This is a genomic window from Candidatus Vondammii sp. HM_W22 (assembly GCF_022530855.2).
Lineage (GTDB): Bacteria > Pseudomonadota > Gammaproteobacteria > Chromatiales > Chromatiaceae > Vondammii.
In genome coordinates, this window is the sequence record NZ_CP099567.1 from 755,927 (window position 1) to 770,912 (window position 14,986).

The window sequence follows — 14,986 nt, forward strand, 5'->3', positions numbered from 1 at the left end:
TTAACAGCCGTACAGCAGCATCCCCCGGTTTAGCTCAGACCTCTGTTGCTGTAACCTTCCCGACCATGTTGAAGAATATTCGAATTGTACTGATCGAGACCTCCCTTCCCGGCAATATTGGCGCCGTGGCCAGGGCGATGAAAAACATGCGCCTGGAGAAGCTCTGTCTGGTAAGACCCAAAACCTTTCCCAGTGCTGAAGCCACGGCCAGAGCATCCGGGGCGGATGACCTGCTGGCCGGAGCAGAGGTTTTTGACACGCTGGATGAGGCGATCAAGGATTGCCATATGGTGGTCGGCGCCAGTGCCCGTCTGCGAACTGTTGAATGGCCCCAGTTGGTCCCCCGGACCTGTGCCGAGACCTTGTGGACGGAAGCTGCCGAAGGAGAGGTGGCACTGCTATTCGGCCGAGAGAGCTCCGGGCTTCGCAACAGTGAGTTGGATCGCTGTCAATATCTGGTTCATATCCCGGCCAATCCGGAATATAGCTCCCTGAACATCGCCCAGGCGGTACAGGTGCTCACCTATGAGCTTCATCTTCAATCCCTTGAATCCACTGCAGATAAGGAGTCTTCTGCAACGGAGATGGTGACTGCTGAAATGATGCAGGGATTTTTTGCCCATCTTGAGCAGGCCCTGAGTGATATTGGCTTCAGCCATTCAGGTCAGTCGGAGAAATTGCACCGGAGACTGCGGCGGCTATATTTCCGGACCCGGCCCGATCTAGAAGAGCTGAACATCCTGCGTGGCATTCTGAGTGCTGCCCAGGGCCGGAAGTCGATGCGTGGGAGCGATTGATGATGGAGTATGTGGTTAATTTGGTGGCATCCTTATAGGGCTGTCGTCATCCCAGACGCCGGAACTACCATGATCCGGCGCCCCATCCTGAACCCAGCGTATTCGTTTCTGAGCTTGTTGCTGCCTAATTTCAACCAATGTCCGCAAAAACAAAGGCTAAGCAAAGAGCCCGCACAGAGTAGCTGATCAGTCGTTTGGGAGTGGGCTATCATGTATACACATTGGAAGAGTGAATCTCTTTCAGGTAATCCCCTACACCCATAAAAAACTCCTCCACAATCAGCACATTCGGTGCCGATGCTCCAATGTAGCGGTTAACACATTTTTAACTTGATCCCCTTATATTGGGTGTGCAATGCTAATCTCCGCATTTTGTAGGGCTGAAAGGATGCATGGACTCAATCAGTCTGAAAAATAATAACGAATGGATCAAGGGAAAATAGATGAAATCTCCGCGTTTCGGTGCTTCTCGTACGCCTGTTAAATCAGTCTGTTTTGGCTTCTCTGGCAAAGGCCTCTTTCTCATCTGCTGCTTTCTGGCAGGGCTTTTGCCCCAAATGCTTATAGCGGAAGCCGCCAATCCGGGCTTTACGCCAGGCGAACTCTCTGTAAGTCCCTCGGGTGCGGCCATATATCAAGTACCCATTGCAGTCCCTCCAGGGGTTGCTGGTATGCAGCCAGATCTCTCCCTGTCTTACAGTAGTCAAAGCAGGGGAGGTATGCTGGGTGTGGGCTGGTCTCTGGATGGCCTGTCCGCTATCAGACGTTGTGGGCGTACTATTAAGAAAGACGGTGCCTTCTCCAGCATTGAATTTACTGACAATGACCCATACTGCCTGGGTGACCAGCGTCTGATCGCTACGAATGGTGCCTATGGTCAGAGTGGTACTGAATACCAAACTGAAGACAATAGTTTTGCCCGCATCATCTCCCATGGCCGACAGGGTAATGGCCCTTCCTCTTTCACTGTCGAGGTCAAATCTGGCCAGACCATCGAATATGGCGTTACCGCAGACGCCAAAGTGGAAGCTCAGGGCAAGACCGAAGTATTAATCTGGGCACAAAACAAAGTCACAGACGCGGCGGGCAACTATCTGGCCGTCACATACCAGGAGAACAATGCCAATACCGAGTATTACCCCACGCGCATTGACTATTCGGGTAACACGAATGCAGCCACCAGCCCCTCAGCGTCCGTGCGTTTTGAGTACGTGGATAAGCCGGACTTGGGGGAAGTCTATATTGCCGGTTCCAAAGTTAAATCCACCAAACGACTGACCCAGATAAAGACCTACGCGGGAGAAGGCTTGGTGCAGGATTATCGTCTTGTTTATCAGGTGCGCACCGGCAAATTGGCGTTGTTGCAGAGCGTTGAGCAATGTGATGAAAATGGCGAGTGTTTGCCAGGTACCACACTGTCCTGGCACGAAGGTGTGCAACCGGATCTATTTGGTGGCAGCCAGACTTGGTTAGGTTCAGGTTATACAGCAGGAACCTATGGGGAGCCAGATGGCTGGGGGAGAAGGTCTTTTTACTCAGACAGTTTTGTGGAAAGGGATGTCAATGGCGATGGATTTGGCGATCTTGTATTGAAGAAGCAGCGGCAGAATCTGTCCCAAGACTGGGAGATAAGTGTTTATCTCTCTACAGGAGAGAGTTTTGGATCACGGCAACTTGTTGGAGATTGCCCTAGAAATTGCGCAATTGGGCTGGGTGATGTTAATGGAGATGGAATAGCTGATCGAATTATTGCTGCGAGGTGGGAAGTCAAAGTCGAGCTGGCCAACCCCGGTGACCCCGACCGCCTCCTTGGCATTACCGACGGCTTGGGCAATCAGACCAAACTGGTCTATTCCAGGCTCACAGATACCGGCATCCACACTCTGACAGGCAGTCCGGTCTATCCGGTCAGACACTTACGTTCCCCGACTTATGTGGTGACTGCAGTCGATGTGGAAGATGGTCTTGGCGGCACCAGACGCGCCGCCTACAAATATGGCGGTGGTAAGGTACACCTGCATGGCCGCGGCTTCCTCGGTTTCGCCTGGATGCAAACCACGAACGAACAGACCGGTATTGTCACAAAGACTGACTACCGTCAGGACTTCCCCTATGCCGGCCGGGTGTCACGTACCGAGCAGCGTCTTGCCGACGGCACTCTGCTTGGTGAGACAGACGTCACCTTTGCCGAGATCACCTCGTTTGACGGCAAGGTTCACTTCCCCTATGCCGCAACCAGTGTTGATGAGAGTTACGAGCTGGACGGCACCTACATCAGCACCACGACGACCCAGAATACGTACGATGCCTACGGCAATGCGCTGCGCATCATTGTCACCACCACCGACGGTCTCGAGCAGGTAGTCGATGAGACATTGAGCGACTACACCAATAACACCGACGAATGGCACCTGGGACGCCTCACCCGCGCCACCGTTAACCACACCAACGCCCAAGGCACTCTTACCCGCACCTCCGCCTTTGAATATAATACCGATGGTCTGTCAAGCAAAGAGATCATCGAACCCGACAGCGCTGTCCTGCGACTCGAAACCAGCTACACTTAACGACAGCTTTGGCAACAAACTCACCGCCACTACCTCGGGGCAGGGTATCACCCCCCGGACCAGTGCCACAACCTACAGCGCCGATGGCCGTTTTCCGGTCACCGTCACCAACGCCCTGGGCCACTCCGAAAGCCGCACCTACGACCCGATTCATGGCGTGATGCTTACGCTGACCGGCCCCAATGGGCTGACCACCAGTTGGAGTTACGACAGTTCCGGGCGCAAGACCCGTGAAGATCGGGCAGACGATACCTGGACCACCATCACCCGGGGTATCTGTGCTGAAGACGGCACCGGCTGTCCGGTCAATGCACCCACAGGCACTGTTCTGTTCACCACCACCGAAGCCTCCGGTAGTCCGCCAGCGAGCGGATATGCAGACAAACTGGGCCGCGTGACCCGTAAAGAGCGTGTTGGTTTTGACGGCAGTGCTGTGTTTACCGACACCGAATATAACAGCCTGGGCCAGATTGCCCGAGTCTCCAGGCCTTACTTCACAGACGACACCATCTACTGGACCCGTTACGAATACGACACCCTGGGCCGCGTGGTTCTGGAAGCCTCCCCCACCGAGAGTGATCCAGGCGCACTCAACGGTAACAACAATGTGATGCGCATCCACCTGGGGCTGGCGGTCACCGAGATCAACGTCAACAACCACGAAACCACCCGGTTCAAGAATCTGCAGGGCAAGCTCTCTGAAGTGATTGATGAAGAGCCGGCTACGTCTATGATGCCATCGGCAATCTACTGCACAACAGTGACGGCATCCGGGTGCTCTCCGAGATGACCTATGACGCCCGTGGCTGCAAGACCGGCATGGTCGATGCCGATATGGGCATCTGGAGCTACCGGTACAACGTGATCGGTGAGCTGATCAGCCAGACCGACGCCAAGAGCCAGACCGTCACCATGGAGTACGACACCCTGGGACGGATGATCAGTCGTGTGGAGCCCGAGGGTGAGACCACCTGGACCTACGACACAGCGACCAACGGCATTGGCAAACTGGCACAGGTCAACGGCCCCAACGGTTATCAGCAGAGCTACAGCTATGACCAGTACGGCAGGGCAAATGCCACGACAACCACCATCAACGGCGAGAGTTTTATCCAGAGCATCAGCTACGACGCCTATGGGCGGGTGGACAGTAAAACCAGCCCGACCGGTTTTGTCATCGCTAACCAGTACAATGCACAGGGCTTTCTCGCAGTGGTCGGCAATACCGATGGCAGCACCGTCTACTGGCATGCCGACAGCGTGGATGCCCAAGGCCACGCACTGCTCTCAACCCTTGGTAACGGCCTTGAGACCGTGCGATGCTGCCCAAGGTTATCTCAAAGGCACACTCACCGGTAATGTCGGCAGTGTGCAGTCCCTTATCTACGACTTTGACAATATCGGCAACCTGATCAGCCGGGAGGATGCCAACCAGTCCCTGTCCGAGAGCTTTATTTACGACGGCCTCAACCGCCTCACCTCGGCGACCGTGGCCGCCAGTGGGCCTACCGGGCTACCTGCCGTCACCAAGAGCTACACCTACGACAACGTAGGCAACATCACCAACAAGTCCGATGTGGGTGACTACCTCTACGGTACCGGCATCCAGAACGGCGCCGGGGTACATGCGGTCACCCAGGCGGGGTCCGACACTTACACCTACGATGCCAACGGCAACATGTCCGGCGGGGCGGGCCGCACCATCACCTGGGCCAGCTTCAACAAACCCCTGAGTATCATCCGCGGGAATGACTCGGTCAGCTTCGAATACGATGCCGATCACAACCGCATCCGCAGTGACGTGATCAAGAACTACACAGAAACGACCACCACAGTTTATCTGGGTAAAAGCTACGAGCGGGTCACCCTGGACCAGGGTATCGTCGAGCACAAGCACTACATTCAGGTGGCTGGTGCCACAGTGCTCTATACCGAGCGCAGTAACAACGTCAACGACACCCGCTACCTGCACCAGGATCACCTGGGCAGTACCAACGTGATCACCAATGAAAACGCCCAGGTGGTGGAACGCAACAGTTTCGATGCCTTCGGTTCGCGCCGCCAGACCAACTGGCAGGACCCGCTCAGTCAACTCTTCTCCCTGTTCAGCCGGGGCTATACCGGGCATGAGCAGTTCGATGGCGTGGGGCTGATCCATATGAATGGGCGGATGTATGATGCCCGACTTGGCAGGTTCCTGAGTGCCGATCCCCATGTGCAGAGTCTGGCTAATCCACAGTCGCTGAATCGTTATACCTACGTGAATAACAATCCGTTGAGTTTTACCGATCCGAGTGGGTATTTCTTTAAGAAGTTGTTTAAGATGATACACAAAAATATCCTCTTTGTATCAGGGTCAAAAACAGTTTTAGACCTTATAAAAAAGTACCCTTGGGTCGGAGTAATTGTACAAATGGTTGCGGCTTATTTTTGTGGACCCTGCGCAGCAGGGGTGGCGGCGTTGATTACCGAGTCCAATGGCGGTTCAGTTACTGATATCTTCAAAGCGGCGGCAATCTCCTATGTATCAGCTCAGTCCTATAGCACACTGCACAGCAGTTTGGGACCTGGTTTTACGAAAGTGGTTGCTCATGGTGTTGTTGGTGGGCTAAGTTCTGCAGCTTCAGGCGGGAAGTTTAAGCATGGATTTCTAAGTGCGGGTTTTGCTCAGGCATTTTCAGGTAATATTTCCAAAGGATTCTCTGATTCAATGCCTTCGCGTGTAATAGCTGCGGCTGTTATTGGAGGAACTGCGGCTGAACTTGGTGGAGGGAAATTTGCAAATGGGGCAGTGACCGGGGCCTTCGCTCACCTTTTCAGTAATATGCCTGCTGCCAATGATGACAACTATGGAATGGTCTCCGATGCTGAGATGAACTACATCATGGCGACTAGTCCAAGAACTTATGCGCTCTGGGAAGTGCCACAATCTGTAGTTGATGCTGTAGCTAGTTTTGGGGATACGATCTCATTTAGGGCAACGAATTGGGTACGCGGTCAGTTAGATGTAAACGGTGCAGTTAATTTTGATTCTGGTGCCTATCAGGGCGGGTGAATACGCAGGATATGCATACTTTGCCACTGCTGGTGGTATTGCTGCAGCAAGAGGCGCAGTAGCTTTAAGTCCTGGAGAGCAAATTATTGGCCATCCTTCCTATGGAGGGAGAACTATAGAGGGTCTTCGTAGTGGTCAGTTTAGATTTGGATGGAGTCGTAACAATGGTCCCACTTTAAGGATGGGGGTCAGGAGTAAGCACATTGATTTTGTGAGATTGAGGCCACCAGGGCAATAGGGGGTTGCTATGAAATTTTTGTTTCGCTTGCATGATGTGATAAAGATTCCAGGGAAAGCGTTCGAAGATCTTTCCTTGGAAGAAGTAGCATGGATGATAGAAGCTGACACCTCGATTTCGCCTGATGGAAACGAGTATTTTGCCGGCTGTGCGCTGGATGAATTTCTACATAACACGGAACTTAAAAGAAGGGATTTAAAGGAATTACAAGAAGTGATTTTGGATAATATTTATATTGATGTAGAAGGCTCACGGGAAAAGAGAATCAATACTGAGTATTTAATTGCTTTGGCATCAGAGTTAAAATATCAATAGTATCAAAGGGAAACAATAGGGGACGCACCACGATTTCCACTGGCAAGGAGAGTGGTGCCGGGTAAGCCGGGGAGGCCGCGGAAAGATGGGGATGTTTAAATAAACGTGGTGCGTCCCCTTTAGTTCTTTGGGCTTCCGTCTAATTTGCAAGTGCAAGTGCAAGTGCAAGTGCAAGTGCAAGTGCAAGTGCAAGTGCAAGTGCAAGTGCAAGTGCAAGGGGGCGCAGTGATGCAAGTATCAAACTGGTTTGCTGCTACATTTGTAGGCGTAGCTGTGATGGTTGTTGTGTTTGTACGCTGGGTAAACAAACGTAGTGTTCTGAATAAGCATGAGCTAATTAGTCTTGTAAAAATGTATCAGCAGGAAGCCTCTCACATTGATGTGAGCTACGAAATTTTTGAGCAGGTGTTGAACTTAATTGGCCAGGCATTACGGTATAGACCCCAAAAGACTTAGACCTTCTGATAAGTTGAAAACATTTTACGGTCTTGATCGTTGGGTGCTTGATGCAGGGACAGATAAACTAAATGACTGTATTGAGAAAGGCTTTGGTATTGCATCCTTTGAAAATGAACCGAAGACCATTGCTGAGCTTATTGCTGGTATAGAAAAAACAAGAAAAGAACAGCTATGAAATTAAAACAATAGGGGACGCACTGAACCACCCCCAGTTTAATGAACACTTTTAATCAGCAAAATTGACCTCCTTCACCCACCCAAATGACGAGATATCACACCGGATAACCAGTTAACTTTCTCACAAGCACTGCCAAAAATGGCGCCTGTACCCCTCGCTATGATCACCTAAGCCCGATAGGTTCCCGGTGGGAAAAAGAGTCTGCTGGCCAGAGTGTTGAATAATCTAGTAGAATAGTAGGTCTTTCCCGCGTTCGGTTGGAGCGGGACCAAAACTGGTTGGATATTCCGATGTTCTCGCGCCTGAAAGAAGATATAAACAGCGTGTTTGACCGCGATCCTGCGGCACGTAACACCTTTGAGATTTTAACCACCTATCCGGGGCTTCATGCGGTGCTGTTCTACCGTTTAAGTCATTGGCTCTGGGGGGTTGGGCTGCGTTGGTTTGCCCGGGTTGTCTCCAATTTTGGGCGCTGGATTACCGGTATTGAGATTCATCCCGGGGCAATTATCGGGCGGCGGTTTTTTATCGATCATGGCATGGGCGTGGTTATCGGTGAGACGGCGGTTATTGGTAATGATTGTACTCTCTACCACGGTGTTACATTGGGTGGAACCAGTTGGAAAAAGGGCAAGCGCCACCCGACGCTTGGCAACAATGTAGTGGTGGGTGCCGGTGCAAAGGTGCTTGGGCCGATAGAGATAGGCAATGGCGCACGAATTGGTTCGAATTCGGTTGTGGTAAAGGCGGTTCCCGCCGGGACGACCGTGGTGGGTGTGCCGGGGCGACTGATCGAAACCGCGAAGACGGGTGATGATTCTCGCCGTACAAAAATGGCAGAAAAGATGGGTTTTGACGCCTATGGCGCTACCAGTGATGCGCCGGATCCTGTGGCCCATGCAATCAACTGTATGCTGGATCATATCCATGCAATGGACCAGCGGATGCAGGCAATATGCGAGGCTCTCAAGCGTGTCAGTGAAGAGCAGCCAGATCTTGATCTGCCCAAAATGGATGCTTGCGAAATCGCATCAACTGCAGAAGAACTCATTAAATTTCAATCAGATAATGATGATGAGTCTGAGAAAACACACCCCAGCCAGTAAGGTGCTCTAAATACTTGACTATTTTAGTAAGTCTTGTATATTAGTTCTTACAGATATTTCAGGAGCACCTGTTTTGAGATTGACGACTAAAGGCCGCTACGCGGTCACTGCGATGCTGGATCTCTCTTTTCATCACGGGCAGGGTCCAATAACTCTTGCTGACATCGCCGAAAGACAGGGAATCTCTCTTTCTTACCTGGAGCAGCTGTTTGCCCGGTTAAGGAGGCGCACGTTGGTCAGCAGTGTCCGGGGTCCCGGCGGTGGTTATGTGCTGGGGCGGGATGCAGAGGAGATTTTTATTGCCGAGGTGATTACCGCCGTGGACGAAAAGGTCGATACCACCCGGTGTGGTGGTGAACACAATTGTCAGGACAATGAGCGTTGTTTGACCCATGACCTCTGGCATGATCTCAGCGATCAGATATATGACTATCTGAACCAGATCAGTCTGGGCGATCTGATGGAGCGAAGAGGCGTGCGTCAGGTAGCACAGCGCCAGGACGAGGTAAAACTGGCAGAGGTTAATTGGGGTTCCTCGGCAGCTGATTCACAGGCTGGTGCCCGGTAAACAGAATAAGTATTTTTCGGAGTAATGAGATGAAGTTACCAATCTACATGGACTACTCGGCAACCACGCCGACCGATCCTAGGGTTGCAGAGACGATGTGCCAGTATCTGATGCCTGATGGAATATTTGGCAACCCTGCCTCTCGTTCTCATGCCTTTGGCTGGGCTGCCGATGATACCGTGGAACAGGCGCGTCACGACGTGGCGGCACTGCTGAATGCCGATCCAAAAGAGATCGTCTGGACTTCCGGCGCTACCGAATCGGACAATCTTGCGACTAAGGGTGTTGCCCATTTCTATCAGAAAAAAGGTAAGCACATTATCACCAGCAAGACTGAACACAAAGCCGTGTTGGATACCTGCCGCCAGCTGGAGCGCGAAGGATTTGAAGTCACCTATCTCGATCCTGAACCGAGTGGTCTGATCGATTTGGGCAAGCTTGAAGCGGCAATGCGTGAGGATACGATTCTGGTCTCGATCATGCATGTCAACAATGAGATCGGGGTGATCCAGGATATAACGGCTATCGGTGAGATGACCCGTTCCCGGAAAATATTGTTCCATGTAGATGCGGCGCAGAGCGCGGGTAAAGTGCCACTCGATATGGATGAGATGAAGGTCGACCTGCTTTCTCTCTCGGCACATAAAATTTACGGCCCCAAGGGTATAGGGGCGCTTTACGTGCGGCGTAAACCCCGAGTCCGTATCGAGGCCCAGATGCACGGTGGTGGCCATGAGCGCGGTATGCGCTCGGGTACGCTTGCCACTCATCAGATTGTTGGCATGGGTGAAGCGTTTCGCATAGCCAAAGAGGAGATGGCTCAGGATAATGAGCGTCTGGTTACTCTGCGTAACCGCCTCTGGGATGGCTTGAAAGATATGGATGAGGTCTATCTCAACGGTGATCTCGACCAGCGAGTGTCAGGTAACATGAATATTAGTTTTGCCTACGTTGAAGGTGAGTCGCTAATTATGGCACTGAAAGATATCGCTGTTTCATCTGGATCGGCTTGTACCTCCTCCAGCCTGGAGCCCAGCTACGTGCTGCGGGCTTTGGGGCGTGAAGATGAGCTGGCTCACAGCTCTATCCGCTTTTCCATTGGCCGCTTTACCACCGAAGAAGAGGTCGACTATGTGGTTAAGCTGGTCCGCGAGCAGGTTACCCGCCTGCGTGAACTCTCCCCTCTGTGGGATATGTTCCAGGACGGTATTGATCTCAAATCGGTGCAGTGGGCAGCGCATTAGATCCAGGTTCAGGCATCAATGTTGAGCCTAGCCTCTATTTGATTTAGTTTGATGTTAACCGGTACTGCATGATTCTTGGGATCCTACGCAGAACCAGGAGATTGGGACAATGGCATATAGTGATAAGGTTTTGGACCATTACGAAAATCCGCGGAATGTCGGGTCCATGGATAATAGCGATTCTACTGTGGGTACCGGTATGGTGGGTGCTCCTGCCTGCGGCGACGTAATGCGGCTGCAGATTCAGGTCAACGACGAAGGCGTTATCGAAGATGCCAAATTTAAGACTTATGGCTGCGGTTCGGCCATTGCCTCCAGCAGTCTGCTGACTGAATGGGTAAAGGGCAAAACGCTGGAAGAGGCTCAGGAGATCAAAAACACAGATATTGTTGAAGAGTTGGCGTTGCCACCGGTGAAAGTTCACTGTTCAGTACTGGCCGAAGATGCCATCAAGGCCGCAGTGGATGATTACCACTCCAAGCAGGATCAGCAAACGTCCTGAATTTGTATCGATTTCAGTTTTGGCCGGTGATGTATATTACTGTTCGTACCGGAACCGGGAGATGAAGTTAGTATGGCGATTACAATTACAGAAGCTGCCGCCAATCATGTGCAGAGTTTTTTGGCGAGCCGCAGAAAAGGCGTAGGCGTTCGCTTGGGTGTGCGGACCTCCGGGTGCTCCGGCATGGCTTATGTGCTGGAGTTTGCCGATGAAGCCGAGAAAGATGATATGATTTTCGAAGAGTATGGTGTCAAAGTGCTGGTAGACCCAAAAAGCCTGCTCTACCTTGAGGGCACTGAGCTGGATTATACCAAAGAGGGGTTGAATGAGGGCTTTAAATTCAATAATCCCAATGTCAAGGACGCTTGCGGCTGTGGTGAGAGCTTCACTGTCTGACCGCTTTTTGTTATAAGCTCCCGTAATGCCGTGCAAATGTTTGCGAGTGGATTCTCCATATCCCCCGTCGCATGGACTTTTTAGAACTTGCTCTATCGTTCTACTATGTTTATTAATCTAAGAAGTAGCAAATGTTGGATTTTTCGAAGAACTACTTTGAGTTGTTCGGATTGCCTGTAGGTTATGTCCTGGACACTCAACAATTAGCAGAACGGTATCGTGAACTGCAGCGAGTGGTTCATCCTGATCGTTATGCGAGCGCTTCCGAGCAGGAGCGGCGTCTCTCCATGCAGGGATCCATATTGATCAATGAAGCCTATGAATCGCTGAAAAATCCCATCCGACGTGCCCATTACATGCTGATCCTTCATGGTATCGATATGGATGCCCGGCAGGAGGCTACCCGGGATACCGCTTTTTTAATGGAGCAACTGGAACTCCGGGAGCAGTTGGAAGAGACCCGCAACAGTCCGGATCCCTATCAGGCTATCTCCAATCTGATGGATGGTATCAGCAAGCGAATTAATACCCTGGTTGGCCAGATGGCTGTCCAGTTTGAAGCTGCCACCCCCGACGAGTTGGAAGAGGCGAGAGAGATCCTGCGCAAGATGCAGTTTCTCCAGAAACTCCGATTTGATGCCGAATCCCTCGAAACCGAGTTGGACGAGGCCCTGTAAGGAGCTATTCGCGCATATGGCACTGTTACAGCTCGCAGAACCGGGTCAATCCGAGGCTCCGCATCAGCATCGCCTAGTGGCGGGAATCGATTTGGGTACCACAAATTCACTGGTGGCCGCTGTTCGCGGTAGACAGGCGGAGACACTACCGGATGAGGAGGGCAGGCATTTGCTTCCCTCGGTGGTTCGTTACACTTTAGATGGTGTGATAGTGGGGGATGAGGCCAAATTAAAGGCTTCTGCCGATCCGCTCAATACCATTGTTTCAGTAAAGCGTCTGATTGGTCGTGGGCTGGGTGAGATAAAATCCCTGGGCGGTCGGCTACCCTACGAGTTTCGGCAGCAAGGGAGCGCCGTGCCCCGTATCCATATGGTGGTGGGTGACGTCAGTCCGATAGAGGTCTCGGCTGAAATACTCAAGAACTTGGTGGCGCGGGCAGAAGATACCCTTGGCGGTGACCTGACCGGCGCGGTAATCACCGTACCGGCCCATTTCGATGATGCTCAGCGGCAGGCGACAAAAGATGCGGCCAAAGTTGCCGGGCTGAAAGTGCTGCGTCTGCTCAATGAACCTACGGCTGCCGCCGTCGCTTATGGTCTTGACACCGGCTCTGATGGGATCCATGCCATCTACGACCTAGGTGGTGGTACTTTTGATATCTCCATTCTGCGACTCAATAGAGGGGTCTTTGAAGTACTTTCCACCGGTGGCGATTCAGCACTGGGTGGCGATGATTTCGATCGACTGATAGCCGAGTGGATCATGCAGCAGGCCGGTATTCAGGGTGATACCGATCATGCCACTCTGCGGCATCTGATGGAGAGTGCCTGTGCCGCTAAAGAGATTTTGACGTTGTCCAATGAGGCCGGGCTGGGTATTCAGCTGGAAGACGGTTCTCGTTGGCGGGGCTGGTTGTCCCGGAGTAAATTCGATCAGCTGGTTGATCCACTGATTCGAAAAACCCTGGCACCTTGTCGCCGGGCTTTGCGGGATGCGGGGATCACTACCGAAGAGATTGAAGATGTCGTCATGGTGGGTGGTTCAACCCGGGTGCCCCGAGTGCGTGAGCTGGTGGGTGAGTTTTTCAAGACAGAGCCGATGGTCAGCATTGATCCCGACCGGGTGGTTGCCATAGGTGCAGCTGTTCAGGCCGATATTCTGGCGGGTAACAAGCCGAATGATAAGATGTTGCTGTTGGATGTCAATCCCCTTTCCCTGGGGCTTGAGACCATGGGTGGATTGGTTGAGAAGGTGATTCCGCGCAACACCACGATTCCTGTGGCCCGGGCCCAGGAGTTCACCACATTCAAAGACGGTCAGGCTGCGATGGCTGTTCACGTGCTCCAGGGTGAGCGTGAGCTGGTCAGTGACTGCCGCTCTCTGGCGCGCTTCGAGCTTCGGGGGATTCCCCCTATGGTGGCGGGCGCTGCCCGTATCCGCGTGACCTTTTCGGTAGATGCCGATGGCCTGCTGAATGTTGATGCTGAAGAGCAGAGCAGTGGCATCAAGGCGAGCGTCGAAGTGAAACCGGCCTATGGCCTTACGGACAGCGAGATCGAGGCTATGCTGAGTGACTCCATCGATCATGCCAAGGGTGATATGGAAACACGGCGTTTGCGCGAAGAACAAGTTGCGGCTGAGCGGGTTATAGAGGCATTAACTGCGGCATTGAGAGATGATGGGGATACCCTGCTGTCGGCCGAAGAGAGGACGCAGATCGACGCGGCCCTTGCCAGCTTGATTGAGGCCTCAAAAAGCAGTGGCCACAAGGTGATAAAGGCCGCAGTCAAAGCATTGGAGACGCAGTGCGATTTCTATGTTGAACGCCGGATGAATGCCAGTGTGAAAACCGCGATGTCCGGCCATACAGTGGACGAGTTTGGGGGTTTAAAAAAGAAACGCAGAGAGTGCAGAAAACCGTAGGCATTCTGCTACCGTCGGCAGTAACAACAAAAACTCTGCGTTCTTATACACAGTCGCTGTCGGCTATGGAGAGCGAAGCGAAGGCCGGTAGTCGGCCGCACTGCTTACCCAACGTGCGATAGTGCAAGGAGGAAGCAAAGTAGTTCCGAACACGGCGTCCAGCCATTTATGGGAGTGCCGCGTAGCCTGCGCCGAGTGAAACAATGGTGTGCGAAGCGGTGCGTACGCAGGGCAGCCGAGGCAATAACAGGCTGTCGAAGATGGGGCTGGGGCGTCCCAAAACGCATTACGAGATCGAAGACACACTTTGAATATTTACAGAATTCCTTTGGGTATGTCTGAATGGCCACCTTTAAGAGTAACTTTTGTTCAGGTTAACGATATGACGCAACTGATATTTCTACCCCACGAAGAGATCTGCCCGGAGGGGGCGGTGATTGAGGTGGAGCCGGGTGTGACCATCTGTGATGCAGCGCTCAAGCATGGAATCGAGGTTGAGCACGCTTGCGAGAAATCCTGTGCCTGTACTACCTGCCATGTAGTCATTCGTGAGGGTTTTGACTCTCTGGATGAGGCGGAAGAGACAGAAGAGGATATGCTGGACAAAGCCTGGGGGCTTGAACCGGAATCCCGCCTGAGCTGTCAGGCCGTGGTGAGGGATCAGGATCTGGTGATCGAACTTCCCAAATACACCATCAACATGGTTTCTGAAACTCACTGACGGAAGGAGGATGTATGGAACTCAAGTGGACTGATTCTTTGGACATAGCCATAGAGCTGGATGAGTTGCACCCAGACATCGATCCGATTCATGTCAATTTCGTTGATCTTCGAAACATGGTGCTTGCACTTGCTGGTTTTGATGATGATCCAGTGCATTCAGGAGAGAAGATCCTGGAAGCGATACAGATGGCCTGGATCGAAGAACGAGAGTAGTTGCTCCCCCCTTTTTCAATGCCG

Annotated in this window: 18 protein-coding genes; 17 read left to right on the forward strand and 1 reads right to left on the reverse strand. The window is 52.3% G+C overall.

What is annotated here, in order from left to right:
* Positions 1 to 65: 65 nt before the first annotated feature.
* Positions 66 to 797, forward strand: coding sequence for an RNA methyltransferase (locus MN084_RS04310; protein ID WP_241087069.1), 732 nt, complete (start codon positions 66 to 68; stop codon positions 795 to 797).
* Between the two features lie 485 nt (positions 798 to 1,282).
* Here the strand turns inward: MN084_RS04310 and MN084_RS04315 are convergent, their stop codons facing one another.
* Positions 1,283 to 1,504 carry a hypothetical protein gene (locus tag MN084_RS04315; RefSeq protein ID WP_241087176.1) on the reverse strand — a complete coding sequence of 74 codons (222 nt, stop codon included), beginning with the start codon at positions 1,502 to 1,504 and terminating at the stop codon, positions 1,283 to 1,285.
* Between MN084_RS04315 and MN084_RS04320 the strand changes: the two genes are divergently transcribed.
* The 16 genes from MN084_RS04320 to iscX all read left to right on the forward strand — a co-directional run bounded on the left by MN084_RS04320 (position 1,469) and on the right by iscX (position 14,962).
* Positions 1,469 to 3,364, forward strand: coding sequence for a toxin TcdB middle/N-terminal domain-containing protein (locus MN084_RS04320; RefSeq protein ID WP_241087068.1), 1,896 nt, complete (start codon positions 1,469 to 1,471; stop codon positions 3,362 to 3,364). The genes MN084_RS04315 and MN084_RS04320 overlap by 36 nt on opposite strands.
* Positions 3,294 to 4,154: a hypothetical protein gene (locus MN084_RS04325; protein WP_241087067.1), complete on the forward strand. Its 861-nt coding sequence runs from the start codon at positions 3,294 to 3,296 to the stop codon at positions 4,152 to 4,154. The genes MN084_RS04320 and MN084_RS04325 overlap by 71 nt, the downstream gene beginning before the upstream one ends.
* Positions 4,151 to 4,723 carry a hypothetical protein gene (locus MN084_RS04330; protein ID WP_241087066.1) on the forward strand — a complete coding sequence of 191 codons (573 nt, stop codon included), beginning with the start codon at positions 4,151 to 4,153 and terminating at the stop codon, positions 4,721 to 4,723. The genes MN084_RS04325 and MN084_RS04330 overlap by 4 nt, the downstream gene beginning before the upstream one ends.
* Complete coding sequence (locus MN084_RS04335; protein ID WP_241087065.1) at positions 4,671 to 6,419, forward strand: RHS repeat domain-containing protein; 1,749 nt, start codon at positions 4,671 to 4,673, stop codon at positions 6,417 to 6,419. The genes MN084_RS04330 and MN084_RS04335 overlap by 53 nt, the downstream gene beginning before the upstream one ends.
* A 247-nt stretch (positions 6,420 to 6,666) precedes the next feature.
* Positions 6,667 to 6,972, forward strand: coding sequence for a hypothetical protein (locus MN084_RS04340; RefSeq protein WP_241087064.1), 306 nt, complete (start codon positions 6,667 to 6,669; stop codon positions 6,970 to 6,972).
* A 228-nt stretch (positions 6,973 to 7,200) separates the two neighbouring features.
* Positions 7,201 to 7,428 (forward strand): hypothetical protein, encoded by a 228-nt coding sequence (locus tag MN084_RS04345; protein ID WP_330178376.1) that lies wholly within the window; start codon positions 7,201 to 7,203, stop codon positions 7,426 to 7,428.
* A 13-nt stretch (positions 7,429 to 7,441) separates the two neighbouring features.
* Positions 7,442 to 7,606 (forward strand): hypothetical protein, encoded by a 165-nt coding sequence (locus MN084_RS04350; protein ID WP_241087062.1) that lies wholly within the window; start codon positions 7,442 to 7,444, stop codon positions 7,604 to 7,606.
* Between the two features lie 293 nt (positions 7,607 to 7,899).
* Entirely contained in the window at positions 7,900 to 8,715 is an 816-nt protein-coding gene (gene cysE / locus MN084_RS04355) for a serine O-acetyltransferase (RefSeq protein WP_241087061.1), read from the forward strand.
* A 73-nt stretch (positions 8,716 to 8,788) separates the two neighbouring features.
* Positions 8,789 to 9,283, forward strand: coding sequence for a Fe-S cluster assembly transcriptional regulator IscR (gene iscR, locus MN084_RS04360; RefSeq protein ID WP_241087060.1), 495 nt, complete (start codon positions 8,789 to 8,791; stop codon positions 9,281 to 9,283).
* 29 nt (positions 9,284 to 9,312) lie between these two features.
* On the forward strand, positions 9,313 to 10,527 hold the full coding sequence (locus tag MN084_RS04365) for an IscS subfamily cysteine desulfurase (protein WP_241087059.1): 1,215 nt from the start codon (positions 9,313 to 9,315) through the stop codon (positions 10,525 to 10,527).
* Positions 10,528 to 10,636: 109 nt separating this feature from the next.
* A complete protein-coding gene (iscU, locus tag MN084_RS04370; RefSeq protein ID WP_241087058.1) occupies positions 10,637 to 11,029 on the forward strand; it encodes a Fe-S cluster assembly scaffold IscU in 393 nt (130 codons plus the stop codon).
* Positions 11,030 to 11,101: 72 nt separating this feature from the next.
* Positions 11,102 to 11,425 (forward strand): iron-sulfur cluster assembly protein IscA, encoded by a 324-nt coding sequence (gene iscA / locus MN084_RS04375; protein ID WP_241087057.1) that lies wholly within the window; start codon positions 11,102 to 11,104, stop codon positions 11,423 to 11,425.
* A gap of 131 nt (positions 11,426 to 11,556) precedes the next feature.
* Positions 11,557 to 12,102, forward strand: coding sequence for a co-chaperone HscB (gene hscB / locus MN084_RS04380; RefSeq protein ID WP_241087056.1), 546 nt, complete (start codon positions 11,557 to 11,559; stop codon positions 12,100 to 12,102).
* 16 nt (positions 12,103 to 12,118) lie between these two features.
* Complete coding sequence (gene hscA / locus MN084_RS04385; RefSeq protein ID WP_241087055.1) at positions 12,119 to 14,026, forward strand: Fe-S protein assembly chaperone HscA; 1,908 nt, start codon at positions 12,119 to 12,121, stop codon at positions 14,024 to 14,026.
* A 382-nt stretch (positions 14,027 to 14,408) separates the two neighbouring features.
* Positions 14,409 to 14,747 (forward strand): ISC system 2Fe-2S type ferredoxin, encoded by a 339-nt coding sequence (gene fdx / locus MN084_RS04390; RefSeq protein WP_241087054.1) that lies wholly within the window; start codon positions 14,409 to 14,411, stop codon positions 14,745 to 14,747.
* 14 nt (positions 14,748 to 14,761) lie between these two features.
* Positions 14,762 to 14,962 carry a Fe-S cluster assembly protein IscX gene (gene iscX / locus MN084_RS04395; protein ID WP_241087053.1) on the forward strand — a complete coding sequence of 67 codons (201 nt, stop codon included), beginning with the start codon at positions 14,762 to 14,764 and terminating at the stop codon, positions 14,960 to 14,962.
* Positions 14,963 to 14,986: the final 24 nt, after the last annotated feature.